Annotated in this window: 23 protein-coding genes; 10 read left to right on the forward strand and 13 right to left on the reverse strand. The window is 54.6% G+C overall.

Translation table 11 applies throughout. The features are described from left to right. Nucleotides 1–9: 9 nt before the first annotated feature. The 7 genes from potI to F8R23_RS09410 all read right to left on the reverse strand — a co-directional run bounded on the left by potI (nt 10) and on the right by F8R23_RS09410 (nt 6,657). Entirely contained in the window at nt 10–855 is an 846-nt protein-coding gene (gene potI, locus F8R23_RS09380; RefSeq protein ID WP_151415545.1) for a putrescine ABC transporter permease PotI, read from the reverse strand. Continuing rightward, a complete protein-coding gene (potH, locus tag F8R23_RS09385) occupies nt 852–1,817 on the reverse strand; it encodes a putrescine ABC transporter permease PotH (RefSeq protein WP_390899990.1) in 966 nt (321 codons plus the stop codon). The genes potI and potH overlap by 4 nt, the downstream gene beginning before the upstream one ends. Before the next feature lie 25 nt (nt 1,818–1,842). After that, nucleotides 1,843–2,976, reverse strand: a complete 1,134-nt coding sequence (potG, locus tag F8R23_RS09390; protein ID WP_112350283.1) for a putrescine ABC transporter ATP-binding subunit PotG — start codon at nt 2,974–2,976, stop codon at nt 1,843–1,845. A gap of 247 nt (nt 2,977–3,223) precedes the next feature. Further along, nucleotides 3,224–4,333 carry a spermidine/putrescine ABC transporter substrate-binding protein PotF gene (gene potF, locus F8R23_RS09395; RefSeq protein ID WP_129935084.1) on the reverse strand — a complete coding sequence of 370 codons (1,110 nt, stop codon included), beginning with the start codon at nt 4,331–4,333 and terminating at the stop codon, nt 3,224–3,226. Between the two features lie 408 nt (nt 4,334–4,741). Next, nucleotides 4,742–5,221, reverse strand: a complete 480-nt coding sequence (locus F8R23_RS09400) for a type III secretion system chaperone family protein (protein ID WP_099065103.1) — start codon at nt 5,219–5,221, stop codon at nt 4,742–4,744. Between the two features lie 161 nt (nt 5,222–5,382). Then, on the reverse strand, nt 5,383–6,285 hold the full coding sequence (gene rimK / locus F8R23_RS09405; RefSeq protein WP_129935086.1) for a 30S ribosomal protein S6--L-glutamate ligase: 903 nt from the start codon (nt 6,283–6,285) through the stop codon (nt 5,383–5,385). Nucleotides 6,286–6,342: 57 nt separating this feature from the next. Continuing rightward, nucleotides 6,343–6,657 (reverse strand): YbjC family protein, encoded by a 315-nt coding sequence (locus F8R23_RS09410; protein ID WP_112350280.1) that lies wholly within the window; start codon nt 6,655–6,657, stop codon nt 6,343–6,345. Between the two features lie 243 nt (nt 6,658–6,900). On the opposite strand from F8R23_RS09410, the gene F8R23_RS09415 reads away from it, so the two are divergent. After that, on the forward strand, nt 6,901–7,164 hold the full coding sequence (locus tag F8R23_RS09415; RefSeq protein WP_099065106.1) for a GrxA family glutaredoxin: 264 nt from the start codon (nt 6,901–6,903) through the stop codon (nt 7,162–7,164). 50 nt (nt 7,165–7,214) lie between these two features. Here F8R23_RS09415 and F8R23_RS09420 read toward each other — a convergent pair whose 3' ends face one another. Then, nucleotides 7,215–7,595 (reverse strand): inner membrane protein YbjM, encoded by a 381-nt coding sequence (locus F8R23_RS09420; protein ID WP_112350447.1) that lies wholly within the window; start codon nt 7,593–7,595, stop codon nt 7,215–7,217. A 314-nt stretch (nt 7,596–7,909) separates the two neighbouring features. Here F8R23_RS09420 and F8R23_RS09425 point away from each other — a divergent pair, with 314 nt between their 5' ends. Further along, nucleotides 7,910–9,598, forward strand: a complete 1,689-nt coding sequence (locus F8R23_RS09425; protein ID WP_085116017.1) for an aspartate:alanine antiporter — start codon at nt 7,910–7,912, stop codon at nt 9,596–9,598. A gap of 203 nt (nt 9,599–9,801) precedes the next feature. On the opposite strand, the gene F8R23_RS09430 is transcribed toward F8R23_RS09425, so the two are convergent. The 3 genes from F8R23_RS09430 to F8R23_RS09440 form a co-directional block, all read right to left on the reverse strand. Next, on the reverse strand, nt 9,802–10,770 hold the full coding sequence (locus F8R23_RS09430; RefSeq protein ID WP_129935209.1) for a threonine ammonia-lyase: 969 nt from the start codon (nt 10,768–10,770) through the stop codon (nt 9,802–9,804). Between the two features lie 242 nt (nt 10,771–11,012). Then, nucleotides 11,013–11,525 carry a serine protease inhibitor ecotin gene (gene eco, locus F8R23_RS09435; RefSeq protein WP_129935087.1) on the reverse strand — a complete coding sequence of 171 codons (513 nt, stop codon included), beginning with the start codon at nt 11,523–11,525 and terminating at the stop codon, nt 11,013–11,015. A gap of 141 nt (nt 11,526–11,666) precedes the next feature. After that, nucleotides 11,667–12,506 (reverse strand): 5'-methylthioadenosine/S-adenosylhomocysteine nucleosidase, encoded by an 840-nt coding sequence (locus tag F8R23_RS09440; RefSeq protein ID WP_112350277.1) that lies wholly within the window; start codon nt 12,504–12,506, stop codon nt 11,667–11,669. A gap of 137 nt (nt 12,507–12,643) precedes the next feature. Between F8R23_RS09440 and F8R23_RS09445 the strand changes: the two genes are divergently transcribed. Together F8R23_RS09445 and ybjG are read left to right on the forward strand one after the other, a co-directional pair. Beyond that, a complete protein-coding gene (locus F8R23_RS09445; protein ID WP_232810844.1) occupies nt 12,644–13,396 on the forward strand; it encodes a phosphatase PAP2 family protein in 753 nt (250 codons plus the stop codon). Nucleotides 13,397–13,401: 5 nt separating this feature from the next. Then, entirely contained in the window at nt 13,402–14,007 is a 606-nt protein-coding gene (ybjG, locus tag F8R23_RS09450; RefSeq protein ID WP_129935091.1) for an undecaprenyl-diphosphate phosphatase, read from the forward strand. A gap of 36 nt (nt 14,008–14,043) precedes the next feature. Here ybjG and F8R23_RS09455 read toward each other — a convergent pair whose 3' ends face one another. Continuing rightward, a complete protein-coding gene (locus tag F8R23_RS09455; RefSeq protein ID WP_129935093.1) occupies nt 14,044–14,886 on the reverse strand; it encodes an aldose epimerase family protein in 843 nt (280 codons plus the stop codon). Between the two features lie 216 nt (nt 14,887–15,102). On the opposite strand from F8R23_RS09455, the gene deoC reads away from it, so the two are divergent. From deoC to F8R23_RS09475, 4 genes are all read left to right on the forward strand, one after another. Then, nucleotides 15,103–15,783 (forward strand): deoxyribose-phosphate aldolase, encoded by a 681-nt coding sequence (gene deoC, locus F8R23_RS09460; protein WP_020826066.1) that lies wholly within the window; start codon nt 15,103–15,105, stop codon nt 15,781–15,783. 145 nt (nt 15,784–15,928) lie between these two features. Beyond that, the gene (deoR, locus tag F8R23_RS09465) at nt 15,929–16,693 is read left to right on the forward strand and encodes a DNA-binding transcriptional repressor DeoR (RefSeq protein WP_151415546.1); all 765 of its coding nucleotides are present in this window, start codon (nt 15,929–15,931) and stop codon (nt 16,691–16,693) included. A 967-nt stretch (nt 16,694–17,660) separates the two neighbouring features. Then, on the forward strand, nt 17,661–18,956 hold the full coding sequence (locus tag F8R23_RS09470; protein WP_099064171.1) for an HAAAP family serine/threonine permease: 1,296 nt from the start codon (nt 17,661–17,663) through the stop codon (nt 18,954–18,956). Between the two features lie 91 nt (nt 18,957–19,047). Beyond that, nucleotides 19,048–20,415 (forward strand): L-serine ammonia-lyase, encoded by a 1,368-nt coding sequence (locus F8R23_RS09475; RefSeq protein ID WP_151415547.1) that lies wholly within the window; start codon nt 19,048–19,050, stop codon nt 20,413–20,415. Between the two features lie 63 nt (nt 20,416–20,478). Here F8R23_RS09475 and F8R23_RS09480 read toward each other — a convergent pair whose 3' ends face one another. After that, a complete protein-coding gene (locus F8R23_RS09480) occupies nt 20,479–21,684 on the reverse strand; it encodes a serine hydrolase (RefSeq protein ID WP_170287982.1) in 1,206 nt (401 codons plus the stop codon). A 464-nt stretch (nt 21,685–22,148) separates the two neighbouring features. On the opposite strand from F8R23_RS09480, the gene F8R23_RS09485 reads away from it, so the two are divergent. Then, a complete protein-coding gene (locus F8R23_RS09485) occupies nt 22,149–23,516 on the forward strand; it encodes a pyridoxal-phosphate dependent enzyme (RefSeq protein ID WP_129935096.1) in 1,368 nt (455 codons plus the stop codon). Between the two features lie 13 nt (nt 23,517–23,529). After that, nucleotides 23,530–24,675: a trans-sulfuration enzyme family protein gene (locus tag F8R23_RS09490; RefSeq protein WP_129935097.1), complete on the forward strand. Its 1,146-nt coding sequence runs from the start codon at nt 23,530–23,532 to the stop codon at nt 24,673–24,675. Nucleotides 24,676–24,722 lie beyond the last annotated feature (47 nt).

The raw sequence follows: 24,722 nt of genomic DNA on the forward strand, positions 1-24,722 counted from the left end.
TAATCAGACTCAGCTACGGGCAGCCTTTTGTAATTCGCGCGATCGCTGTTTTTCCGAGCGCGCCATAAACCACCATGCAATCAGGCCGATAACGCCGACCACCAGCAAGATCAAACTCGCCAGTGCGTTGATTTCCGGATTAACCCCCATGCGCACGCTGGAGAACACCAACATCGGCAAGGTGGTCGCCCCCGGTCCGGCGACAAAGCTGGCAATCACCAGATCGTCCAGCGACAGGGTAAACGCCAACATCCAGCCGGCGATCAGCGCCGGGGCAATCATCGGCAAAGTGATCACAAAGAACACTTTCAACGGCGTTGCGCCCAGATCCATCGCCGCCTCTTCGATCGAGCGATCCAACTCACGCAGACGCGAACTGATCACCACCGAAACATAGGCAGTACAGAAGGTGACGTGCGCCAGCCAGATGGTGAACATGCCGCGTTCCGAGGGCCAGCCAAAGGTGTGCCCCATCGCCACAAACAGCAGCAGCAGCGACAGGCCGGTGATCACGTCCGGCATAACCAGCGGAGCGGTCAGCATAAAGGCAAAACCGGTTGCCCCCCGGAAACGCCCAAAGCGCACCATCACCATAGCCGCAATTGCCCCCAACACCACCGCGGCAGTCGCTGAGGCGGCCGCAATGGTCAGGCTAAGCCCGACGGCACTGATCATCGCCGAATCATGGAACAGCGCGGTATACCAGCGCGTCGACCAACCGGCCCACACCGTCACCAGTTTGGAGCTGTTGAACGAGTAGATCACCAACATCAACATCGGTGCGTACAAGAAGGTGAAGCCTATCACCAGAATGGCGATACGCCACGGTGAGCGCACTACCGGCAAGTTGTTCATCCCCGCCCCCCCATTTCCTTATTCTGGTGCTTGTGGAACCAGAGAATCGGCACGATCAACAGCAGCAACATGACGGTAGCAACCGCCGAGGCCACCGGCCAGTCGCGGTTATTAAAGAACTCCTGCCACAGTACCCGCCCGATCATAATGCTGTCCGGCCCTCCCAGCAGTTCGGGGATCACGAACTCACCCACCGCCGGAATAAACACCAGCATCGAACCGGCAATAATGCCACCACGGGTCAATGGCATAATCACGCTGAAGAAGGTTTTCAACGGTTTGGCGCCCAGATCCAGCGAAGCCTCTACCAGCGAATAATCCAGACGTGTCAGCGCGGTATAAATCGGCAGCACCATAAACGGCAGATAGGAATACACCACGCCGATATACACCGCCAGATTGGTGTGCAGGATCACCAGCGGCTGATCGATTACCCCCAACCACAACAAGAAATTATTCAGAATACCGTTGTTTTTCAGGATGCCCATCCAGGCGTAGACGCGGATCAGGAACGAGGTCCACGACGGCAGGATCACCAGCAACAGCAAGATATTGCGGGTTGAGGATTTGCTGTGTGCCACAGCCCAAGCCAGCGGGTAGCCGATGATCAGGCAACACACCGTCGACACCGCCGCCACCTGCAGCGATTGCAGATAGGCGTCCAGATACAGCGGATCGTCAGTTAATTGCAGGTAGTTGGCGAAGTTGAGCGCGATGTCCAGCTTACCGTCTGCCCAACTCATCAGGTCGGTGTAAGGCGGTACGGCCAGCGCCAGTTCCGCCAGGCTGATCTTGAACACAATCAGGAACGGCAACAAGAACAGCAGCGTCAACCACAGCAACGGCATCGCAATCACCAGCTTGCGGCCATGGGCCATCTGCAGGCGTTGGAAAAAAGCTTTCAGCGGACCGGGTCCTTTGGCAGGAGGTTCCGGCGGCGTGCGTTCAGCAAGCATTGTCATAATGATTATTCCTCACCTTCTCAACTCACACCGTCAACACGACACAGCTGTCGGCTTCCCAACTCAGGCGGACTTCATCGCCCCAAGTCGGCATCCCTTTGCGGAATCGGTGGCCGTTCTGCAATTGGGCGCTAATCATCTGACCGCTGTGCAACTTCACGTGGTAGATCGACAGATCGCCGAGGTAAGCGATATGCACCACCTCCCCGACCGCAAAGTTGCAGCCGTCTTGCGGTACGTCTTCGCACAACATGATTTTTTCCGGCCGTAGGGCAACCTGGATCGGCACGCCGTCCACGACCGAGGCATCGGAATCCACCTTGATCGCATGGCGCAGGCCGGGGCTTTGCAGGATCAATCCATCGTCATGACGCTCTTGCAGTACGCAGTCAAACACGTTGACCGAGCCGATAAACTCGGCGCTAAAGCGGCTGTTGGGATGCTCGTAGATCTCTTCAGGCTCGCCGATCTGCACAAATTTTCCACGGTTCATGATGGCGATACGCCCCGCCATGGTCATGGCTTCTTCCTGATCGTGGGTAACCATCACACAGGTCACACCGACCCGTTCAAGAATATCCGTCACTTCCAACTGCATGCGGTCACGCAGCTTTTTATCCAGGGCGCCCATCGGCTCATCCAACAGCAGCAGCTTCGGCCGTTTGGCCAGGCTGCGTGCCAGTGCCACCCGCTGGCGTTGACCACCAGACAACTGATGCGGTTTACGTTTGGCAAACTCCTGCATGTGCACCAGCGACAGCATCTCCGCCACCCGAGCGACGATTTCTGCGCGCGGCATTTTGTCCTGCTTCAGGCCAAAGGCGATGTTTTGCTCTACTGTCATGTGCGGGAACAGCGCGTAGGACTGGAACATCATGTTGATCGGCCGCTGGTAAGGCGGCACGTGCGACATATCCTGCCCATCGAGCACAATCTGCCCTTCCGTCGGCTGTTCAAAGCCGGCCAGCATGCGCAATAGCGTCGATTTCCCGCAGCCGGATGGGCCCAGCAAGGCAAATATTTCGCCCTTATAGATGGTCAGGCTGACGTCTTCGACCGCGTTTTGGCCATCAAAGGTTTTGGTGAGGTTACGGATTTCCAGCAGAGGGGTGAAGACCTTCTGCGACTTGGCTTGAGGACGAGGGATAGCGTCGTTCAATCGGGGTGCTCTCCGGTGCAAACAGTACAAAAAACCACGGCGATTGCCATGGCCCAAAATGGCAACGCAGGCGGGAAGCACCCGCCTGCTGGTATGACACCGGGCTCAGCGTACTGAGCCCCTACCCATCATCCTTCAAGCTGCCTCTGTGTTGGCTGCGCCCGCTCACCCCAGTCACTTAGTTGAGTAAGCTCCCAGGGATTTACGGCCTTGCCGCCTTGATGCAACTCGAATTATTTAGGGTATGTCATTTCCCGCTTTTAACTTTAGTCCAGGCGCGGGTAATCACACGGTCCAGCTTCGGCGATTGCACATTCAGCGTAAACAGCTTGGCGCGCAAATCGGCCGGTGGGTACACGTTCGGGTTGTCGCGCACCTCGGCATTGACCAGCGGAGTGGAGTCTTTCACCGCGTTGGCGTAGTACACATAGTTGCTGATCCCTGCCATCACGTCCGGCTTCATCAGGAAGTTCAGGAACTGGTAGGCAGCGTCCTTATTTTTGGCATCTGCCGGCATGGCGAACATGTCAAAGTAAGTCAGGGCCCCTTCTTTCGGGATCGCATAGGCGACGTTCACGCCATTCTTCGCTTCTTTGGCACGGTTGGCCGCCTGCATCACGTCGCCGGACCAGCCGATCGCTACGCAGATGTCACCGTTCGCCAAATCGTTGATGTACTGGGAAGAGTGGAAGTAACGGATGCTCGGCCGCAGCTTGAGCAGCAGATCGTTGGCCGCACCGGTGTAATCCGCTGCGTTGGTGCTGTTGGGATCTTTGCCCAGATAGTGCAGCACGGTGGCATACACCTCACTTGGCGCATCCAGGAAGGAAACGCCACAGCTCTTCAGCTTCTCGAGGTTTTCCGGTTTGAGGATCAGATCCCAGCTGTCGACCGGGGCATCTTTACCCAGCACCGCCTTCACTTTATCGACGTTATAGCCGATGCCGGTGGTCACCATCAGATAAGGAATGCCGTACTTGTTGTCCTTGTCATTGTGAGCCACCAGTTGCAGCATCTCGGGATCAAGGTTTTTGTAGTTCGGCATTTTGCTCTTGTCGAGCGGCTCAAAAATACCGGCCTTCGACTGTCGCTCAAGGAAGTTGGATGAAGGTACTACCAGATCATAACCGGTGCTGCCCGCCATCAACTTGCCTTCCAATACTTCATTGGAGTCAAAGACGTCGTACACCACTTTAATGCCGGTTTCTTTCTGGAATTTGGCTAAGGTATCCGGCGCAATATAGTCGGACCAGTTATAGACGTGCAGCGTTTTTTCCTCGGCTGACGCTGTGACGGACCCGGCCATCAGCAGGCCGGCAACAAGACCCGATAACCACTTTTTACGTTGGGTGACCATCCGTAACTTCCTCCAAAACAGGGGTGAATCATAGAATTGAACTTGTATCGCGAAAGGATACAAAACCTTTCCTGATCGAGCGCAATCGTTGCAACCGCGGATTGAATGGCTATGCAGTTGATTGCATACGCCTTTTTCAGTTGCTCAGCCCGCATGGTCACCAGGGGAATCGCAAGCCCTTAGCAGAATCAGCAGCATAACCGCTGTTGCCGGAACGCACCAGCCTCCGGGGTTAAAACCGGCTTTTATCGATTTTTTATGCAGTTTGTCTGTATGTGATACGGCATTAAGGGCATAAACGACGAAGAATATCTGGTAACAGAGGGTAAAACGCAGAATATATTATTGCGGAAGGGAATAACGGCAGCATGCCGCCAGAGCAGCGGCACACATAATGTACAGTAGGGATCAGTGCAGCATTGGCAGGCGGTCAGTCGCAGCCGTGTTATCTTCTTCGTCACCCATAAACAGCAGATCGTTCGCCCGCGCCTCGAGGATCACCATCGAGATTTGCTCTTCGCCCTGCTGCATAAAGTGGGTGAACTGCTCCAGCGTGACGCCAACGGCGATGCTCAGCGACTGGCAGACGATCAGCTTCGGCAGGTTATCGTCCTGGATATCAACAAAGGCTTTGATGGTCAGCGAACTGGCGTTGATCTGGCTGAGATCGGCCACCAGCGGGATCAAAGCGGTCGGCTTCACCTCGGCCAGCGCAGAGAACAGCAGCACGTTGTCGACCAGATCGAGCTTGGCATCGAATACGCCGTCGAAATTTTGCATGTGCGGCAGGTGCAGCGCCTGACAGGAATCGCACTCAAAGAAAGAAATGCCCGATTGATCCAGCCAGCGTCGTAACAGCGCCAAATCAGGGACAATGAGTGAATCCATAATACCAGCCTCACAATATTCAAAACGCGAAAAGGCGCATAGCTTACGGAATATTGCCCCGCTACGCCACGATCAATGCGGCTTAATTCGCTATTAAGGTAAATATGGTTGAGAAAAAGTCACAACTCCAGCCGCGGAAAGACGAATTTTTTGCAAGCCACTTATCCACCCGATTTCAACCTAAAACCTGGCCTGCCGCGCTGCTCAATATACTCGATCATCCTGCCGGCGATATCCAACCCGGTGGTGCTCTCCACCCCTTCCAGGCCCGGCGAAGCATTGACCTCCATCACCAGCGGACCACGCACCGCACGCAGAATATCCACCCCGGCGACGTCCAGCCCCAGCGTAATGGCGGCCTTGACCGCAATCGCCCGCTCTTTGGTGGTGATGCTCACCTTGCGGGCGGTGCCGCCACGGTGCAGATTGGAACGAAACTCCCCGGGTTTGGCCTGGCGCTCAATCGCCGCCACCACTTTTCCGCCAACCACCAGACAGCGCACATCGCTGCCCTGTGCCTCGCGAATGTATTCTTGCACCAGAATATGGGCGTTAAGGCCGCGAAAGGCATCAATCACGCTTTCCGCCGCCTGACGCGTTTCCGCCAGTACCACGCCGATACCCTGGGTGCCCTCCACCAACTTGACCACCAGTGGCGCGCCGCCGACCAGTTCGATCAAATCCCCGGTGTCGTCCGGGGAATGGGCAAACCCGGTGATCGGCAGATCGATCCCCTGCCGCGCCAGCAACTGCAGCGAACGTAGTTTGTCGCGTGCACGGGTGATCGCTACCGACTCATTCAGCGGGTAGCTGCCCAGCAGTTCAAACTGGCGCAGCACCGCGGTGCCGTAAAAGGTGATGGCGGAGCCGATACGCGGGATCACCGCATCGTAACGCTCCAGTTGACGACCGCGATAATGGATAGTCGGTGCCGCCGGGTTGATGTTCATATAGCAGGAGAGCGGATCGATAACCTCAATGCTGTGGCCGCGCTGCTCCGCCGCCTCAACCAAACGCTTACATGAGTACAACGTTCCATCGCGCGAAAGAATGGCAATTTTCACTTGTCACCCCAAAAAGGCAAACACCTGCCTGGCAGGCCTGTCAGCGGCGGCCGTGACTCAGGCACGCGGCTCCTTGTCGTTTTTCTCGTCCGGCGTTATTTTCGCTGCAGGCTTGGGCCGATCGTTCTGCGGCGGCTGACCACCACGCATCAACGGGCCAAACCCCTGCACCACACGCCAAACCAGAAACGCCGCTGCCGGCACCATCAGCGCCACGCCGAGGAAAATCATCCCCACCGCCGCCTGCTGTGAAGCCAGCCACCCCGGCAATTGAACGTGGCTGTGAATGCTCAAATAGGCCAGCACCAACAACAGCATCCCCAGCCCTTCCAAAACCAGCACCGTACGCGGTAAGTCACCGAATGAACGCATATTTTTCTTCTCCAGAAGCTCTGCCTCCAGTGTAGTGAATTCCCATTGATGACGACAGCCCCGGCGGCTTAATCGGTTACATGAATCAGAGTAACAGGTAATTCCTGCTTTTTTTTCGCCGACCCAACGGGCATAGTAGTCGCCATCAATGCGGGTAATGCTCAAGCTTAAGTCTTTTTTGACTGACAGAATGTCATTGCAGTTGCGAGTAAATTATTGAATATCAATCTTAAGGAGTGTTGCATGTTTGCAGTTATCTTCGGGCGCCCAGGCTGTCCTTATTGTGTCCGTGCGAAAGAGTTGGCGGAAAAACTGACTGAAGAACGTGACGATTTCAACTTCCGTTATGTTGATATCCACGCTGAAGGCATCACCAAGGCCGACCTGGAAAAAACCGTCGGCAAGCCGGTAGAAACCGTACCGCAGATTTTCCTCGATGAGAAACACATCGGCGGCTGCACCGATTTCGAAGCCTATGCCAAAGACAACCTGAACCTGTTCCAGTAAGTTTCAGGCAGAACGACAAAAAGGCGCTTAAAGCGCCTTTTTTATTGCCGTTAGCCACGATGGCACTGGCGGTAGGCCTGTAGCAGGCTACGCACAAACAGAGCCAGCAACGCACCGAACACGCACCAGAACACTGCGCTGGTCGCATAAGCCAGTTCCTGCCAGACCGAGGCAGACGGTGTTAGCCAAAAATGACGGATAACCAGACACAACGGCAGCGCATACAACGCCCCCAGCAGCGGACAGAGAATACGTTTTTTGCTCGACAAGTAGCTCGCAACCACGCCGGGTATCACAAACAGCAGCAGGCCGGTTTCACCCCGATGCTCATGATCCGTGCTGCCAAATGCCCCACTCTGCTGGCCGAGATACACCAGGCTGAACAGCAGAAAACAGCTTAAAATTCCCCACCAATACCGTTCACTCGCCATGCGCCCCTCCCCTTTAACCTCGTTAACCACCGTAAAAATCAGCCGTGCCACAAAGCCGGTGACGCCTTGCCGTAAACCGACAATGCTGAACTGAACTTTTTCCTTGGCCTAAAGAGAGTTAAATGCTTTCGGCAGGGCATGGATCCAGCTTTATGCTGGCTGTCACGCGCCATAGCGACTAGAATAAACGCCGCCGATCGATGGTTCGAATCGCCTTTCGCTGGTTAGTTATTTATGACGTCGCTTTTTGACTGAATTTATATCTTATATTTATCTATATCAAGCACTTACTGGTAAACAATAAGTTATCCTACGTGAACATAAACGTCGCTAGTTTGTTAAACGGTAACTACATCCTGTTACTGTTCGTGGTACTCGCACTGGGGCTGTGCCTCGGTAAAGTCCGTCTGGGCTCCGTTCAACTCGGTAATTCCATTGGTGTTTTGGTGGTTTCGTTGCTGCTCGGCCAACAACACTTCGCCATTAACACCGAAGCGCTGAATCTCGGCTTTATGCTGTTTATTTTCTGCGTGGGTGTGGAAGCCGGACCTAACTTTTTCTCAATTTTTTTCCGCGACGGCAAAAATTACCTGATGCTGGCGCTGGTGATGGTCGGTTCCGCGATGGTGATCGCCATCGGCCTCGGCAAACTGTTCCATTGGGATATCGGCCTGACCGCCGGTATGCTCGCAGGATCCATGACCTCAACCCCGGTATTGGTGGGCGCTGGCGATACGCTGCGTAATACCATCACCAATGGTCCCGCACTGCTGGCGGCGCAGGATCATCTGAGCCTCGGCTACGCACTGACTTACCTGATTGGCTTGGTGAGCCTGATTTTCGGCGCGCGCTATCTGCCCAAGCTGCAACATCAGGACCTCTCCACCTCTGCCCAGCAAATTGCCCGTGAACGCGGCCTGGACACCGATAGCCAACGCAAGGTTTACCTGCCGGTCATCCGCGCCTATCGCGTTGGCCCGGAGTTGGTGGCCTGGGCCGATGGCAAAAATCTGCGTGAGCTGGGCATCTATCGCCAGACCGGCTGCTATATCGAACGTATCCGCCGCAACGGTATTTTAGCTAACCCGGACGGCGACGCGGTATTGCAGGTGGGCGATGAGATTTCACTGGTTGGTTACCCGGATGCCCATGCACGGCTGGACCCCAGCTTCCGTAATGGCAAAGAAGTGTTCGACCGTGATCTGCTGGACATGCGTATCGTCACCGAAGAGATCGTGGTCAAGAACAGCAATGCGGTGAACAAACGCCTGAGCCAGTTGAAGCTGACCGATCACGGCTGCTTCCTCAACCGGGTGATCCGCAGTCAGATTGAAATGCCTATCGACGACAGTATCGTGCTCAACAAAGGTGACGTGCTGCAGGTCAGCGGTGACGCCCGCCGGGTGAAAAGCGTGGCGGAGAAGATCGGCTTTATCTCGATCCACAGCCAGGTGACCGACCTGCTGGCCTTCTGCGCCTTCTTTATTATCGGGTTATTGATAGGCCAGATCACCATTCAGTTCAGCAATTTCTCATTCGGCATCGGCAACGCCGCCGGTCTGCTGATGGCGGGCATCATGCTCGGCTTCCTGCGTGCCAACCACCCGACCTTCGGCTACATTCCGCAGGGTGCGCTGAACATGGTGAAAGAGTTCGGGCTTATGGTGTTTATGGCCGGTGTCGGTCTGAGCGCCGGTGCCGGTATCGGCAACAGCCTCGGTGCCGTTGGCGGCCAGATGCTAATCTCCGGGTTAATCGTCAGTCTGGTACCGGTGGTGATCTGCTTCCTGTTCGGCGCCTACGTGCTACGTATGAACCGCGCCCTGCTGTTCGGTGCGATTATGGGGGCCCGCACCTGTGCACCCGCGATGGAAATTATCAGCGACACCGCGCGCAGCAACATCCCGGCGCTGGGCTATGCCGGGACCTACGCCATCGCTAACGTATTGTTAACCCTGGCGGGCTCGCTGATTGTTGTGTTATGGCCGGGGATCCTCGGCTAACCGATAAGCAAAGAAGATGAATCAGTGGCAAAAATAATTTGAAATTTTTATCCCCGGTGAGAACTTTCCTTTCAGGGGGTAGTCTTAATTAGTGCCACTGCTTTTCTTTGATGTCCCCATTTTGTGGAGCCCGTTAGTCCCGCCTTTTTAGGTTCAAGACTATCGGGTTTTTTATTGCCTGGATAAACTCCGCAAGGGCTAAATCACAGGGTTTGCGAGTAGCTAACCCATTTCGACATCTCCTGATGGGAGATATTTCCACCGCACACGACGATCCCAATGACGGCGTTAGCGGGAAGCTTGGGGGCAATGGCCATAGCCGCAGGTATCAGCGTCCCGGACGCCAGTTCAACCCATAATTTTGCATCTTCGCCAAAGGCCACCATTCCCTCTATCGCGGCCTTATCCGATACCACAACCACTTCCTCGATATAAGCTTGAGCATGGGCCAGCATCACTTCATCAATGACAGGCACACCGAGGGTAGAAATAATTGAAGTCACCTCAATGTTCACCGGTTTGCCGGCGCGCAATGCCTGGTGCATCGAACTTGCCCCAGAGGTTTCACCCCCCCAAATTCTAATCTCTGGCTTTATGGCTTTTAGCGCGGTTGCCACACCGGCCAGCATACCGCCACCTCCCACCGCAACCAGGACGTCGGTAAGCTCCGGGCAGTCGGCAATGAACTCAAGTGCCAGGGTTCCGTGCCCTTCGGCGATCAGCGAGTCGTTGCAATCATCAATGACTACATATCCCTGGTCAGCCAAAGCCTTGGCCCGCTCAAACGCAGCGTGAACATCAGATTCCACGATAACAGAGCTGCCCAGTTCACCCACCCGGTAGATGGCGGTTGCCGGGGCACTTTTCGGCATAATAATAGTGACATCAGCCCCAAAGATCTTCGCCGCCTCGGCTATCGCAATGCCAAAATTACCGCCGCTCACCGCCACAAACCGGTTATCTTTAACATCGCCCGCCAGGCTCAAAAATTTGTTAAGCACGCCCCTGGCTTTAAAAGAGCCCCCCAGCTGAGTATTTTCAAGTTTCAGGAAAACCGGCCTCTGTAGTTTTTCAGTCAGTTTCGGTGCTGGAATAGTGGCGGTGCGAATAACTTTCCCGTTGAGCCGTTCTGCTGCTTCAGTAATGGCGCTAAATTCAATTAATTTTGTCATTTTTGCCCAGTCAGGTGAATTCGATTGTTGGGTATATAAAGCTGACATTTTAATCCTGCAGCCTTTATCGGAATACACGCCAAACTACAGACTTTTACTGCCGTTTTCTATTGCTTCACGCCAGGGCGCGATAAACAAAAAAACCCGTCCAAGGGGCAATGGCCAACGGCGCAATGCACTCTCCAGACGGGTTCATTTTCGGGTAATCACTTAGCCATGCTAATGGTTAGCACGCATCGGTATTACTTCTGTTCTGCCTTGCTGACGGTGTCTTCGGCTTTCCACACGCGGTATTTCACTTCCACGTCTTTCGGTGCGTAGACCACGATTGGCAGGCGGCTGTTGTAGCGTTGCATGGCAGCGTCACCCAGGTTGGCAGCGATAAATTTCTGCTGTTTGGTATTGTCTGGGCAAGCCATCATGGTGGAAGCCGGTTCAGACAGTTTTTCCACTACCAGGTAGTCGTAACCCCAACCGGAAAGGGTTTTGGTTTCCAGCGTGCCGCCGATCATGTGGCGGTTGCAGTCCACTTCCAACGTTTTGCCGATCAGCAGTTCAACCTTGAAATTCTCTTCGTGTTCCTGCTTCGGCAGGTAAATCACCTGACGGCTCATGCCCTTTTCGGCTTTCGGGTAAGGGGCGACCTTTTCCAGCGGCTGTTTGCTGATATCAGTCTCTTCAGCAGAGGTGGCAGCAATGGCGCTGGCGGAAACGGCCATCAGCAGGCCGGAAAATACAACGGATGCCTTGTTCATGTTTATATCCCTACAATTTATTAAATGCTCCGGGCATAAGCTAATACACTACCGATAGGCTAGCCAGCAGTTTAATCTTCTTTACAATTAGCAATGGCCAGCGGCAATAACCCACCACAGACCATTTATTAGGATAAATCATTAACGAGATGCGTTTTTGGCGATATAAGCCTTCACCACCTGATAGACATAATCCTGGCACGCCAGGCCCGTCTGCGGGTCATATTTACCCTGATTGGTAATATTGTTAGACAGTACGCGGATGCCAACAAAGGGGATGTTGAAGGCAGCAGCGATCTGCGCGGCGGAGGCCGTCTCCATTTCTTCAACCGAGGTATGATAGTTTTTGTGGAAATAACCAATGCGGTCCAGTTCACTGTTCCACACGTCGGCAGAGCCGATCACCCCTTCAACCACCTTGCCCTGGGTATAGCTGCCCTTAACCCCCTCTGCTATGCTCAGGAGGTTGGCGTCAGCCGGGAATTGGCGGAGAGTGTGGGCATTCTTATCCTCACCGGCACTGCCTTTAGAAGCCAGTAAATCCATCGGTTGCCACTGACGTGAGTCACTGCCCTCCCCCAGTGCCTTCTTCGGCGTTTTAAATGCCCCCAGGCTGACCGAATACTTACCCAACACAATGTCGTACACCTTCAGTGCCGGATCGTGGCCACCGGCGGTACCCTGATTGATGATCGCCACCGGGTGGAAGTTAGTCGCAGCAATCGCCGTAGCGGCCGCCGCATTAGACATGCCTTTCAGGGTTTCTGACACCACCACCGGATAACCGTCCACCGTACCGCGCCAGAAACGCCAACCACCAATCTGCTCCTCACGCGGGTTGTCCAGGCGCTGGGCGAAGCGTTCAGCCTCTACCGGCATGGCACCCTGCACCACAATCGGCCCAGTGACCTGCGCTAATGCCAAAGGTGAAAAAACTGCACTACAGGCTGCCAACAGCGCCAAATTTAATTTTTTTGTCATCGCCACATCATCCCAATAAAAAGCAAACGATTACCTTAGCCGAAAGCCGATAATACGCCTATCGCTTTCTCTACGTCAGCCAGCCGGAGGGTTAAGGTTTTCTTAAGGCAGAATTATTACAGTGGCAGCATCCATTAATGTCACCGAGCCTGCGCGTGAATCCAAAACCTTCATTAAATCAATCCTCAACAACACCCCAAATTAAGACTAACGCCCTTTACTCCCTGTCGGCATCCTTTTACCGTTGGCAGGTTTTGGGATTGATAGTCAGTGGCCTGTTGTTCCTTTGGCTGTCGCGTAACGAACAGTTGGACTGGGCAGTCAGCAATTACTGGTTCGACGCCGCCAGTGGGCACTTCCCGTGGCAGAACGATCGCTGGCTGGACTTGATTAACCACCGCTTGCTGAAAATTGGCGTCATTACCGGTGCAGTGTTGGCGTTGTTTTGGGGAATTTTCCGCCGTAATCCGCGCATGATCGTCACCATGCTGCTGATCGGTATTGGCCCCTTGGTGGTCGGCATTCTGAAAGCCACCAGTGCGCACTCCTGCCCATGGGATTTGATCGAATACGGCGGCAAGGCCATGTCCTACCCCTTGTTCGGTGCAATCCCGGCAGAACCTGGTCCGGGCCGCTGCTTCCCTGGCGGCCATGCTTCCAGCGGCTTTGCAGTGATGGCGCTGTTTTTCCTGTTTTACCCGCAACGCCCACGCCTGGCTTACTGGTGCTGGTTCGGCGGTATTGCGCTCGGCATGCTGATGGGTTTTGGTCAGGTGATGCGCGGCGCACATTTTTTTACCCATAACCTGTGGGCGGGTTGGTGGGTTTGGCTCAGCCAGTTGGCTGTTTATTGGATGGTGAGCGGTTATAGCCGCCGCAAGACAAGGTAAATACTATGGAGCAGTTGAATTATCTTCTTTTCGCCTGGATCAATGCGACCCCGGCGTCCCCCGAATGGTTGATCGATCTCGCTACTTTTCTGGCGCGCGATCTCATTGCTATCGTGCCGATGCTGATCGTCGGGCTCTGGCTGTGGGGGCCGCAGAATCAACTGGTATCGCAACGTGAAGTAGTGGCCAAGACGACAATTGCTCTGCTGTTCGCCATGCTTGCCTCAGCCACCATTGGTATGCTTTTGCCGCACGAGCGGCCATTCGTTGCCAGTGTCGGTTATACCTTCCTGGCACATGCGCCGGACAGCTCCTTCCCGAGCGATCACGGCACCGCCATCTTCACTTTCGCTCTGGCCTTTTTGTTCTGGCACCGGGTCTGGTCAGGGATTTTATTGCTGATTGTGGCAGCCGGCATTGCCTGGTCACGTGTCTATTTGGGCGTGCACTGGCCGCTGGATATGGTGGGCGGTTTCCTGCTCGGTCTGGTCGGTTGCCTGTTTGCCCAGTTGGTGTGGAACCTGTTTGGCGATATCATCGCCAACAAACTGACACGCCTGTACCGTTTCCTGTTCGCCATCCCGATCCGCAAGGGCTGGGTGAAAGAGTAAATTGGCACTTTGGCAGGGGCGGCTCCGCCCCTGTTCTCACACCACACCGGTTGTCACACAAAACTCACGTGTTTTTCCCGCTCCTATCATCATCCCCGTCTGCCCACTCTGCTTCTGTGGGCTGCTGGTGGCCGGTTGAATGAACCTGAACAAACGCTGGTTTCCCTGTTGTGCAATAGGGCGCAGACCATAGTTAAACTGCTCAGTGGAAAACCGCGTGACGTAGCGCCTCCCCTTTGACGCCAACATGAAGAACTCGGCCTGATCGACATACAGTGACAGATCGTCCGTACACTGCACCCCCTGCTCGGCGATGCCCCCCGGAGGAGCCAGTGCCGGCATCGGTAAGTTCTGTCGGAACACCGCTGCGGGAATGCAGCCATAGTTAAGCTGGCAAACATAACTTAGCGACAAGGGGCGATTGGCAAGGTTGGTGATTTGCATATCAATCGAGAATTGCGCGCTGTCCGCCGTCAAACGTACCGCCGGGCGCAGTCGGCAATGTTGATGAGCAGACTCTCCACTGCCATACAGCGTCAATGTATCGCCCTCGACCTGCAACCACACTAGCTGCATGTCTGATAATGGGTCCCCCAGGCATGGCCAGGGTGAATGAAAGGCAACATTGCCCCCCGGTTTGCCTATCGGCGTTCTGGTACTACGACGGCCCGACTTCAGCGAGTAGCCATCAAAATCGGCATCCCAAATCGTCAAAGTGCGGTAAGGCAATACCCGTAGTGAGCCGCGGCTGTTTGCCAGCGTCAGCATCGGCCCTGCTGTTTCACAGTTAAAAGTGGTGACTACAAAATCCGCATTGCGGAAAACTTCTTCTGGTTGCGCTCCGAACTGCTCTGGCGCCAGATTTATTATCATATCCATACTTTCCCCCTGGGTGTTCACGCGAGTCATCCCGCGGCCAACGCCTGTAAATGTTACTTAAATAACATTTCATACGTCCCCATGTTATACACACAACAGCCAAAAAACGATGATCTGGGTATAACTTTTAAAACTTCACTATGTTTACCGCCGATGAAATGTTACTATTCTAACATTACTCACATCCTGCTTTGAAAACCTTACTAAGGAATCGAGATGACAACCGAAAACATTGATTACGCTCGCTATGTCGATCACACCCTGCTGGCGATGGACGCTACTGAAGAGCAAATCGCCAAACTGTGTGAAGAAGCACAGCAGCACAACTTCTACGCCGTCTGCGTAAACTCTGGCTATGTGCCACTGGCGGCGCACCTGCTGCAGGAAAGCGAAGTGAAAATCTGCTCAGTGATTGGTTTCCCACTGGGTGCCGGTCTGACCGTAGCCAAAGCCTTCGAAGCTAAAGCTGCCATTGCCGCCGGCGCGCAAGAAATTGACATGGTGATCAACGTAGGTTGGCTGAAAAGCGGCCTGCTGGACGAAGTCAAAGCCGATATCGCCGCCGTGCGCGAGGTTTGCGCGGCGATCCCGTTGAAGGTAATATTGGAAACCTGCCTGCTCAGCGATGCGCAGATCGTTCAGGTTTGTGAAATGTGTCGCGAACTCGATGTGGCCTTCGTTAAAACCTCAACCGGGTTCAGCACCGGCGGAGCTCGTGAAGAACACGTCAAACTGATGCGCGCGACAGTGGGCAGTGAGATGGGTGTTAAAGCATCCGGCGCCGTGCGCGATCGCGCAACCGCCGAGAAGATGATCAAAGCAGGTGCGACTCGTATCGGCACCAGCTCTGGCGTAGCAATCGTTTCCGGTGATCAGGCTGCCGCCGGCAGTTACTGATAACCTGAGGCGTCTCAATACCGGGCGCGCGCCGTGATAATCTGATGCGGGGTAATAAGTCCAGCCGATGGCTGGGTCCCTATTACCCCGCATTTGTGTGTTCAGCCCTGGAGAAACTCTCTTAACCCTGTGGGAAGACAGACAGATGGAAACGCGGCGCGAAGAACGTATCAATCGATTAGTGCAGGCGTTAAAGCGCTCTGACAAGCTCCACTTAAAAGAAGCCGCCGTCCTGTTGGGCGTTTCAGAAATGACCATTCGCCGCGATCTCAGCGCGGAACCGGCTGCCGTGGTGCTGCTGGGCGGTTACGTGGTGGCCGATCCACGCAGTAACGGCGTCACCCACTATTTTGTTTCCGATCAAAAAGCCAAACAGGTCACGGAAAAGCGGCGCATTGGCTTGCTCGCCGCGCAGCTTATCAGTGAAAACGACACCGTGTTTTTCGACTGCGGCACTACCACCCCGGCAATCATCGACGCCATTGCCGACGACCTGGTGTTCACCGCGGTCTGCCACTCGCTGAATACTTTTCTGGCGTTACAGGACAAACCGAACTGCAAGGTGATCCTATGCGGCGGTGAATTCAAGCCAAACAACTACATTTTCACCGCCGTTGGCCGCCACAACGAGCTGGATCATATCTGTCCCAATATCGCCTTTATCTCCGCCGCCGGTTTGAGCCTGCAACAGGGTGCCACCTGCTTTAACTTTGATGAGCTGGAGATGAAGCACCGGGCGATAGCAATGTCACAACAAAAAATTCTGGTGGCTGACCACAGCAAATTCGGTAAAACCAAACCCGCCTGCATTGGACCACTGACCCAATTCGACCGGGTGATCACCGATCGTCAGCCCGACCCGGAGTTTGCGGAATTTTTCAGCGAAAACGCGATCGCCATTCGTTTTTAGTCTGCACCCTACCGTCGGCCTCGGCCGGCGGTGCTCTTCATTAGCCCCTTCTTGCCCGCCAAAACCGGACAAATAATGCGCAATTGATTCAATTGATTTCTTATCCCTACGCGATATCAGGTTAATAAATTGAAACAGTTTCTCAGGCTTATTCCCTTCGTACAGATAAATCCGGCTTAATATTACTTTCTCGCCAGGTATAACAGCGCTTTTATATGATAAATCGCATTACCGTTTGCGTGATAAATATCAACAATTTCGCAACCAATGCGCTTTGAATATAACCAATTTGGCTTATTTATATGATGAATGGTTAAGCATTTTTACCCGCTAACCAGTTAAGTAGTTTACCCGCGTTATTAGCTGGAAATTTAAAATAAATACAGTAAAAACAAACTGTTGAAACAAATTCCGCTTAGATTAACAATGTGATCTGTGTCACTAAAACCGCTTAATCCGGGTTTTTAGCTAGATTCAAACCCCTGCTTAAAATATATTGCTCGACTTGCTGACAACGGCAGCGTTTTATCTGGTTACAGATTGTTCACGCCAGATAAACTCTGAAACATTGATGAGAGCGTTTTCAGCATGAAATCTTACACAAGCGCTTAACATATGCATGAAAAACCAATAAAAAAGCAGTTAACCGCACACATTACGCATTTGAGAGCATGATCACGGTTGTTTCTACTGTAAATCGTTATCTTGCCGCCAACGAAAATCGGCAGGCAATGACCTTCCGGCAGCAGTACCGATACGATGTCCTCGACGGGCTAAATATCATTTGATTAATTATCCGGCACCGTTGCCAACGGTAATTAGATTATTAAACAACCAGGGGGCACCCACTATCCCCGCAAGCTACATCTGATTCTTACCGATGCCGTCATCTGATATTGCGTCATTCGGTCTTAACCTTAAGTTTTGCCTTTAATTTTAAATTAGCGTGTTCACTTCGGAGATATTTATGGACACTACACAGACCGGCACTATTGCCTCTGCGGCTTCTGGCTCTACCAGTACCTGGCGTAAAACCGACACCATGTGGATGTTGGGCCTGTACGGCACCGCGATCGGCGCGGGCGTTTTGTTCCTGCCAATCAACGCCGGTATCGGTGGTTTGATTCCCCTGATCATCATGGCCATCATCGCTTTCCCGATGACCTTCTTCGCTCACCGTGGCCTGTGCCGCTTCGTGCTCTCCGGTAAAAATGCCGGTGAAAACATCACGGAAGTAGTAGAAGAACACTTTGGTATCAGCGCCGGTAAGCTGATCACCCTGCTCTACTTCTTTGCTATCTACCCGATCCTGTTGGTTTACAGCGTCGCCATCACCAATACCGTCGACAGCTTTATTACCCACCAATTGGGGATGACTTCGCCACCACGTGCCATTCTGTCGCTGATCCTGATTGTCGGCCTGATGACCATCGTGCGTTTTGGTGAGCAGGCTATCGTGAAAACCATGAGTATCCTGGTCTTCCCGTTTGTCGCCGTGCTGATGCTGCTGGCCCTGTACCTGATCCCGAACTGGACCACCGCAATCTTCGAGAACGTTTCGCTGTCTGGTGCAGGCACGGGTATGGGTCATGGTCTGGTTGTCACCCTGTGGCTGGCGATCCCGGTGATGGTGTTCTCCTTCAACCATTCACCCATCATCTCCGCGTTTGCGGTGGCCAAGCGTGAAGAATACGGTCAGGAAGAAGCCGAGAAGAAATGCTCACGCATTCTGGGTTTCGCGCACATCATGATGGTGTTGACCGTGATGTTCTTCGTGTTCAGCTGTGTGCTGAGCCTGTCGCCGGAAAACCTGGCGGAAGCCAAGGCGCAGAACATCTCCATTCTGTCTTACCTGGCTAACCACTTTAATAACCCGATGATCGCCTACATCGCGCCGGTTATCGCCTTTATCGCCATCACCAAATCGTTCCTCGGTCATTACCTGGGTGCACGTGAAGGCTTTAACGGTCTGATCGCCAAGTCGATGAAGAGCCGCGGCAAGACTATCAGCACCAACAAACTGAACCGTATCACCGCCCTGTTTATGCTGGTGACCACCTGGATTGTTGCGACCCTGAACCCAAGCATCCTCGGCATGATCGAGAATATGGGTGGCCCAATCATCGCCATGTTGCTGTTCCTGATGCCGATGTACGCCATCCGTAAAGTACCGGCAATGCGCAAATACAGCGGCCACATCAGCAACGTGTTCGTGGTAGTGATGGGCCTGATCGCCATCTCCGCAATCCTGTACAGCTTCTAATCAAGCCCAGCCGGCGCTACCTTGCGCCGGCTTTTCTGCACGGCCCCCTTTCCTGCATTAACGCCTAACACCTGAAGAAGGAGGCGAGACCATGGTCAGCGTTTTCGATATTTTCAAAATTGGTATTGGTCCATCCAGTTCCCACACCGTCGGCCCGATGAAAGCCGGCAAGCTGTTTGTCGATGAATTGATTGCCAACCAACAGTTAATGGATACCACTCGCGTGGTAGTGGACGTCTACGGTTCGCTGTCGCTGACCGGCAAAGGTCACCACACCGATATCGCGATTATCATGGGGTTGGCGGGTAACCTGCCGCACGATGTAGATATCGACGGCATCGCCGGTTTTATCCGCGACGTTGAACAACGCGGTCGCCTGCTGCTGGCCAAGGGGCACCACGAGGTGGATTTCCCGCTGCAGACCAGCATGAACTTCAGCAAAGATAATCTGCCGCTGCATGAAAACGGCATGCGTATCCGCGCTTTCGCCGGTGAACAGCAATTGCACAGTAAAACTTATTACTCCACCGGCGGCGGTTTTATCGTCGATGAAGAAAATTTCGGCCTGGCCGCGACCACCCCGGTTCAGGTGCCCTTCCCGTTCAACTCTGCGCGTGACTTGCAGCAACACTGCAAAGACGCCGGTTTGTCGCTGTCCGGCCTGGTGATGCAAAACGAATTGGCGCTACACAGCAAGGCCGAGATCGATGCACACTTCGCCGATGTCTGGCAGGTGATGCGCGCTGGTATCGAACGCGGCATGAACACCGAAGGCCTGTTGCCCGGCCCAATGAAGGTTCAACGCCGCGCCGCCGCCCTGCGCCGCCTGCTGGTGACCGGTGACAAGAACAATATCGATCCGATGAACGTCGTCGACTGGATCAACATGTTCGCCTTCGCCGTTAACGAAGAGAACGCTGCCGGTGGCCGCGTGGTGACCGCCCCGACCAACGGTGCCTGTGGCATCATCCCGGCGGTGCTGGCCTATTACGACCAGTTTATTCGTCCGGTAAACCCCAATTCCTACAGCCGTTATTTCCTGACGTCCGGCGTGATCGGTGCGTTGTATAAGATGAATGCTTCGATTTCCGGTGCCGAAGTGGGCTGTCAGGGCGAAGTGGGCGTCGCCTGCTCAATGGCAGCGGCAGGGTTGGCAGAATTGATGGGCGGCAGCCCGGCACAGGTTTGCATTGCGGCGGAAATCGCCATGGAGCACCACCTGGGGCTGACCTGCGATCCGCTGGCCGGTCAGGTTCAGGTGCCCTGTATCGAGCGTAACGCGATTTCCGCAGTGAAAGCGGTCAATGCCGCACGTATGGCGCTGCGTCGTACCAGTGAGCCGCGCGTGTGTCTGGATAAGGTGATCGAAACCATGTATGAAACGGGCAAAGACATGAACGCCAAGTACCGCGAGACATCGCAAGGTGGATTGGCGATCAAGGTAGTGGCCTGTAACTGATAAAAAAAGAGGGCGCAATCATCAATGACGGCGCCCTCTTCTTAAAGCTTATTGCTGTAACCCTTAGCCAAACACGCTACCGAACCATTGGGTCAGCTTCATCATCACCATGTCCCAGATACGGGTGAAGAAGTTACCTTCTTTCACTTCCTGCATCGCCACCAGCGGATACTGCTCAATGGTTTTACCGTCTAGCTGGAAATCAATGGTGCCGACTACCTGATTTTTCGCCAACGGCGCTTCCAGCGTCGGTTGGTTCAGCTTGTAACTGGCCTTCAGGTTTTTCATCTGCCCTTTCGGGATGGTGACGGCGGCATCTTTCGCTACGCCCAACGGCACTTCCCCGACATCGCCAAACCACACTTTCTGGGTCACGAACGGCTTGTCCGTTTTAATTGGCGTGGCGGTTTCATAGAAGCGGAAGCCCCAGGTCAGCAGTTTTTCACTTTCGCTAAAGCGGATACGGTCGCTCGGCGCGCCCAACACCACCGAAATCAAACGCATCGGGCCATCGGTAGCGGAGGCCACCAGGTTATGGCCGGCACCGCCGGTGTAACCGGTTTTGATACCGTCAACGCTCAAGTTGGTGCTCCACAACAGACGGTTGCGGTTAACCTGGCGGATCTTGTTGAAGGTGAACTCTTTTTCTTTGTGCAGCGCGTACTCATCCGGCACATCGCGGATCAGCGCCTGGCTGAGCAATGCCATATCGCGTGCGGTGCTGTACTGCCCTTCCGCATCCAGACCGTGCACCGTCAGGAAGTGGGTATTCTGCAGGCCCAGCGATTGGGCGTAGTTATTCATCAGGCCGACAAACGAATCCTGACTGCCCGCGACATAGTCGGCCAAGGCGATGCTGGCATCGTTACCCGACTGAATGACGATGCCCTTGTTCAGTTCCATCACCGGCACCTGATCGCCCGGCTTGATAAACATCAGCGAGGAACCGCGCAGCGCCGGGTTGCCGGTAGCCCATGCGTCCTTACCGACGGTCACCATATCTTCGGGCTTGATCTTGCCGGCCTTGATCGCCTGGCCAATCACATAACTGGACATGATCTTGGTCAGGCTGGCGGGATCGAGACGGGTATCGGCATTGCCCTCCGCCAGGATTTTGCCGCTGTTGTAATCCATCAGCACATAGGCCTTGGCATCTACCTGTGGCGCCGCCGGCGCTTCGGCCGCCTGGACAACAGGGACAGCCAGCAACAGTATGCTGACGCTAAAAGTTAATTTTTTCAGAGTGGTAGGTAAGTTTCTTTTCATCATGACGTCGCCAGAGTGTCCATTCAAATCATTGAAATAGCGTTAACTTTCAAACATATTCACGTTTTCAGCCAACCAGCGAGAGTGGCCCGGCACGCGTTTGCCAACCGCAATCTCCCTGCGGCCCCATGACGGGTGAGCGGCGTACCGAAAATGCCCTTGCTGTGAGTTTATTAGATTCATCTTATTTTTGCAGGGTTTAGCGTAAATTTTCAGCATTTTTACATAACTGTACGCTGTTACGCGCAATTTGGATGAAAAGCCAACCGTACGTGTTTTTTTTATACTGCCCACGGCTACACGGCCAAACATCTAAGCTGCTGCACATCCGCGCTTCTATACGTCCAAATAAGATTAATATATTCCAAAAAGGCATATTTAACGGTTATTTGTTCTTTTTAATAGGCTTATTTGCAGCGCTATCATCCAGGCAACGGCTTTAAACCGAATTATTCTGGAGATCCCCCATGGCTATACCGCATTCCGTCATCGATCTGATCGGCAACACCCCGATGCTGGAACTGACCCAGTTCGATACCGGTCCTTGCCGGCTGTTCGTCAAACTGGAGAATCAAAACCCCGGCGGCTCAATCAAGGACCGCGTGGCGCTCTCGATGATCGAACAGGCAGAACGTGACGGCAGCCTGCAACCCGGCGGTACCATCATTGAAGCCACCGCCGGCAATACCGGCCTCGGGCTGGCACTGGTGGCGGCCCTGAAGGGGTATAAGCTGTTGCTGGTGGTGCCGGACAAGATGAGCCGCGAGAAGATTTTCCATCTGCGCGCACTGGGTGTGGAAGTGGTACTGACCCGCTCCGACGTCGGCAAGGGCCACCCGGCTTACTATCAGGATTATGCCCAACGTCTGGCGAGTGAGACTGCTGGCGCTTTCTATATCGATCAGTTTAATAACCCGGCCAATCCTGCGGCCCATACCCGCACCACCGCACCGGAACTGTGGCAGCAGATGGACCATCAGGTCGACGCCATCGTGGTCGGCGTCGGTTCTGGCGGTACGCTGGGTGGTCTGAGCCGCTATTTCGCCGAGATGTCGCCCCAGACCGAGTTTGTTTTGGCTGACCCTGCCGGTTCGATCCTGGCGGACTATCTCGATAACGGCCAGGTAGGTGAGGCCGGCAGTTGGCTGGTAGAAGGTATTGGTGAAGATTTCGTCCCGCCGCTGAGCGACTTCAATCAGGTACGTCACGCCTACCGCATCGGCGATGCCGAGGCCTTTACCACCGCGCGCGATTTGTTGCGTAAAGAAGGCGTATTGGCCGGTTCATCCACTGGTACCCTGCTGGCTGCCGCGCTGCGCTATTGCCAGACGCAGACCGAGCCGAAACGCGTGGTCACCTTTGTCTGCGACAGCGGCAACAAATACCTGTCTAAAATGTATAACGATCACTGGATGTTGGAACAGGGTTTGCTAAGCAAGCCGCAGCACGGCGATCTGCGCGATCTGATCGCCTACCGTCATGACGAAGGCGCTGCGGTGTCGGTGACTTCGGAAGATACCCTGGCGATCGTCCATGCCCGCATGCGGCTGTATGACATCTCACAGTTACCGGTGCTGGAGGGCGATCGGGTGATCGGCCTGATCGACGAATGGGATTTGCTGAACGCCGTACAGGCGGACGCCAGCCACTTCAGCCTACCGGCCTCCCGCGCCATGACCCATTCGGTCAAAACCTTGCAAAAAGAAGCCAGCTATCAGGATTTGCTCGCCACCTTCAGTCACGGCCACGTGGCGGTGGTGCTCGACGGCGAGCGCTTCCTCGGTCTGATTACCCGCACAGACGTGCTTAATACCTGGCGCCAGAAATTACGCTAATAAGGAAGATTGTATGGCCAAGTTTGATACGTTGACCGTCCATGCCGGCTACACGCCGGACGCTACCGGCGCAGTGATGCCGGCCATTTACGCCACCTCTACCTACGCCCAACCGGCGCCGGGCGAGCATACCGGCTATGAATATTCGCGCAGCGCCAACCCGACGCGCACCGCGCTGGAGAGCGCCATCGCCGAACTGGAGGGCGGCAGCCGCGGGTACGCCTTTGCCTCTGGCCTGGCGGCCTGTTCAACGGTGCTGGAGCTGCTCGACCAGGGCAGCCATCTGGTGGCGGTTGACGATCTGTACGGCGGGACCTATCGGTTGCTGGAAAAAGTGCGTAGTCGCACTGCCGGCCTGCGGGTCACCTATGTTTCCCCGGCGGACATTGCCGCGCTGGAGCAGGCGATCGAACCGGATACCAAAATGATCTGGGTAGAAACGCCGACCAACCCGCTGTTGAAACTGGCGGATCTGAGTGCGATCGCCGCGATCGCCAAAAAACACGGTTTGATCAGCGTGGCGGACAACACCTTCGCCTCGCCTTATATTCAACGTCCGCTGGAGCTCGGCTTTGACGTAGTGGTGCATTCGGCCACCAAATACCTCAACGGACATTCCGACGTGGTGGCCGGCGTGGCCGCAGTAGGGAATAACCCAGAGCTGGCCGAACAGCTGGGCTTTTTACAAAACGCGGTGGGTGGCATTCTCGATCCATTCAGCAGCTTCCTGACGCTGCGCGGTATCCGCACGCTGGCGCTGCGCATGGAGCGTCACAGTAACAGTGCTTTGCGTATTGCCCAGTGGCTGGAAAGCCAACCGCAGGTAGAAGAAGTCTACTATCCGGGCCTGCCGAGCCACCCGCAGCATGGGTTGGCGGCAAAGCAGATGAGCAGCTTTGGCGGCATGATTTCAGTGCGGCTGAAAGGTGATGATGCCTTTGCCCGTCGGGTGATCAAGCGTTCTCAGCTGTTCACCCTGGCAGAAAGTCTGGGCGGTGTGGAAAGTCTGATCAGCCAGCCGTTCAGCATGACCCATGCGTCAATCCCGCTGGAGCAGCGCCTGAAAACCGGCATCACGCCGCAGTTGCTGCGCCTGTCGGTGGGCATTGAGGATGCAGAAGATCTGATCGCCGATCTGCAGCAAGCGCTGGCGGAATAATCACAGCCCTGATGTAAAACCGTAGGGCGCTGCATGCGGCGCCCCTG

Origin of the sequence: Serratia proteamaculans (assembly GCF_008830365.1) — a bacterium.
Classification (GTDB): Bacteria; Pseudomonadota; Gammaproteobacteria; order Enterobacterales; family Enterobacteriaceae; genus Serratia; species Serratia proteamaculans.

What these genes read in the sequence shown, in the direction of transcription:
- potI (WP_151415545.1), bottom strand. Translation starts at nt 855, where the DNA reads ATGAACAACTTGCCGGTAGTGCGCTCACCGTGGCGTATCGCCATTCTG.
- deoR (WP_151415546.1), top strand. Translation starts at nt 15,929, where the DNA reads ATGGAAACGCGGCGCGAAGAACGTATCAATCGATTAGTGCAGGCGTTA.
- deoC (WP_020826066.1), top strand. Translation starts at nt 15,103, where the DNA reads ATGACAACCGAAAACATTGATTACGCTCGCTATGTCGATCACACCCTG.
- F8R23_RS09420 (WP_112350447.1), bottom strand. Translation starts at nt 7,595, where the DNA reads ATGGCGAGTGAACGGTATTGGTGGGGAATTTTAAGCTGTTTTCTGCTG.
- F8R23_RS09490 (WP_129935097.1), top strand. Translation starts at nt 23,530, where the DNA reads ATGGCCAAGTTTGATACGTTGACCGTCCATGCCGGCTACACGCCGGAC.
- F8R23_RS09400 (WP_099065103.1), bottom strand. Translation starts at nt 5,221, where the DNA reads ATGGATTCACTCATTGTCCCTGATTTGGCGCTGTTACGACGCTGGCTG.
- potF (WP_129935084.1), bottom strand. Translation starts at nt 4,333, where the DNA reads ATGGTCACCCAACGTAAAAAGTGGTTATCGGGTCTTGTTGCCGGCCTG.
- F8R23_RS09430 (WP_129935209.1), bottom strand. Translation starts at nt 10,770, where the DNA reads ATGACAAAATTAATTGAATTTAGCGCCATTACTGAAGCAGCAGAACGG.
- F8R23_RS09445 (WP_232810844.1), top strand. Translation starts at nt 12,644, where the DNA reads ATGTCACCGAGCCTGCGCGTGAATCCAAAACCTTCATTAAATCAATCC.
- F8R23_RS09485 (WP_129935096.1), top strand. Translation starts at nt 22,149, where the DNA reads ATGGCTATACCGCATTCCGTCATCGATCTGATCGGCAACACCCCGATG.
- F8R23_RS09475 (WP_151415547.1), top strand. Translation starts at nt 19,048, where the DNA reads ATGGTCAGCGTTTTCGATATTTTCAAAATTGGTATTGGTCCATCCAGT.
- F8R23_RS09415 (WP_099065106.1), top strand. Translation starts at nt 6,901, where the DNA reads ATGTTTGCAGTTATCTTCGGGCGCCCAGGCTGTCCTTATTGTGTCCGT.
- F8R23_RS09440 (WP_112350277.1), bottom strand. Translation starts at nt 12,506, where the DNA reads ATGACAAAAAAATTAAATTTGGCGCTGTTGGCAGCCTGTAGTGCAGTT.
- F8R23_RS09410 (WP_112350280.1), bottom strand. Translation starts at nt 6,657, where the DNA reads ATGCGTTCATTCGGTGACTTACCGCGTACGGTGCTGGTTTTGGAAGGG.
- F8R23_RS09470 (WP_099064171.1), top strand. Translation starts at nt 17,661, where the DNA reads ATGGACACTACACAGACCGGCACTATTGCCTCTGCGGCTTCTGGCTCT.
- eco (WP_129935087.1), bottom strand. Translation starts at nt 11,525, where the DNA reads ATGAACAAGGCATCCGTTGTATTTTCCGGCCTGCTGATGGCCGTTTCC.
- F8R23_RS09480 (WP_170287982.1), bottom strand. Translation starts at nt 21,684, where the DNA reads ATGATGAAAAGAAACTTACCTACCACTCTGAAAAAATTAACTTTTAGC.
- ybjG (WP_129935091.1), top strand. Translation starts at nt 13,402, where the DNA reads ATGGAGCAGTTGAATTATCTTCTTTTCGCCTGGATCAATGCGACCCCG.
- potH (WP_390899990.1), bottom strand. Translation starts at nt 1,817, where the DNA reads ATGACAATGCTTGCTGAACGCACGCCGCCGGAACCTCCTGCCAAAGGA.
- F8R23_RS09455 (WP_129935093.1), bottom strand. Translation starts at nt 14,886, where the DNA reads ATGGATATGATAATAAATCTGGCGCCAGAGCAGTTCGGAGCGCAACCA.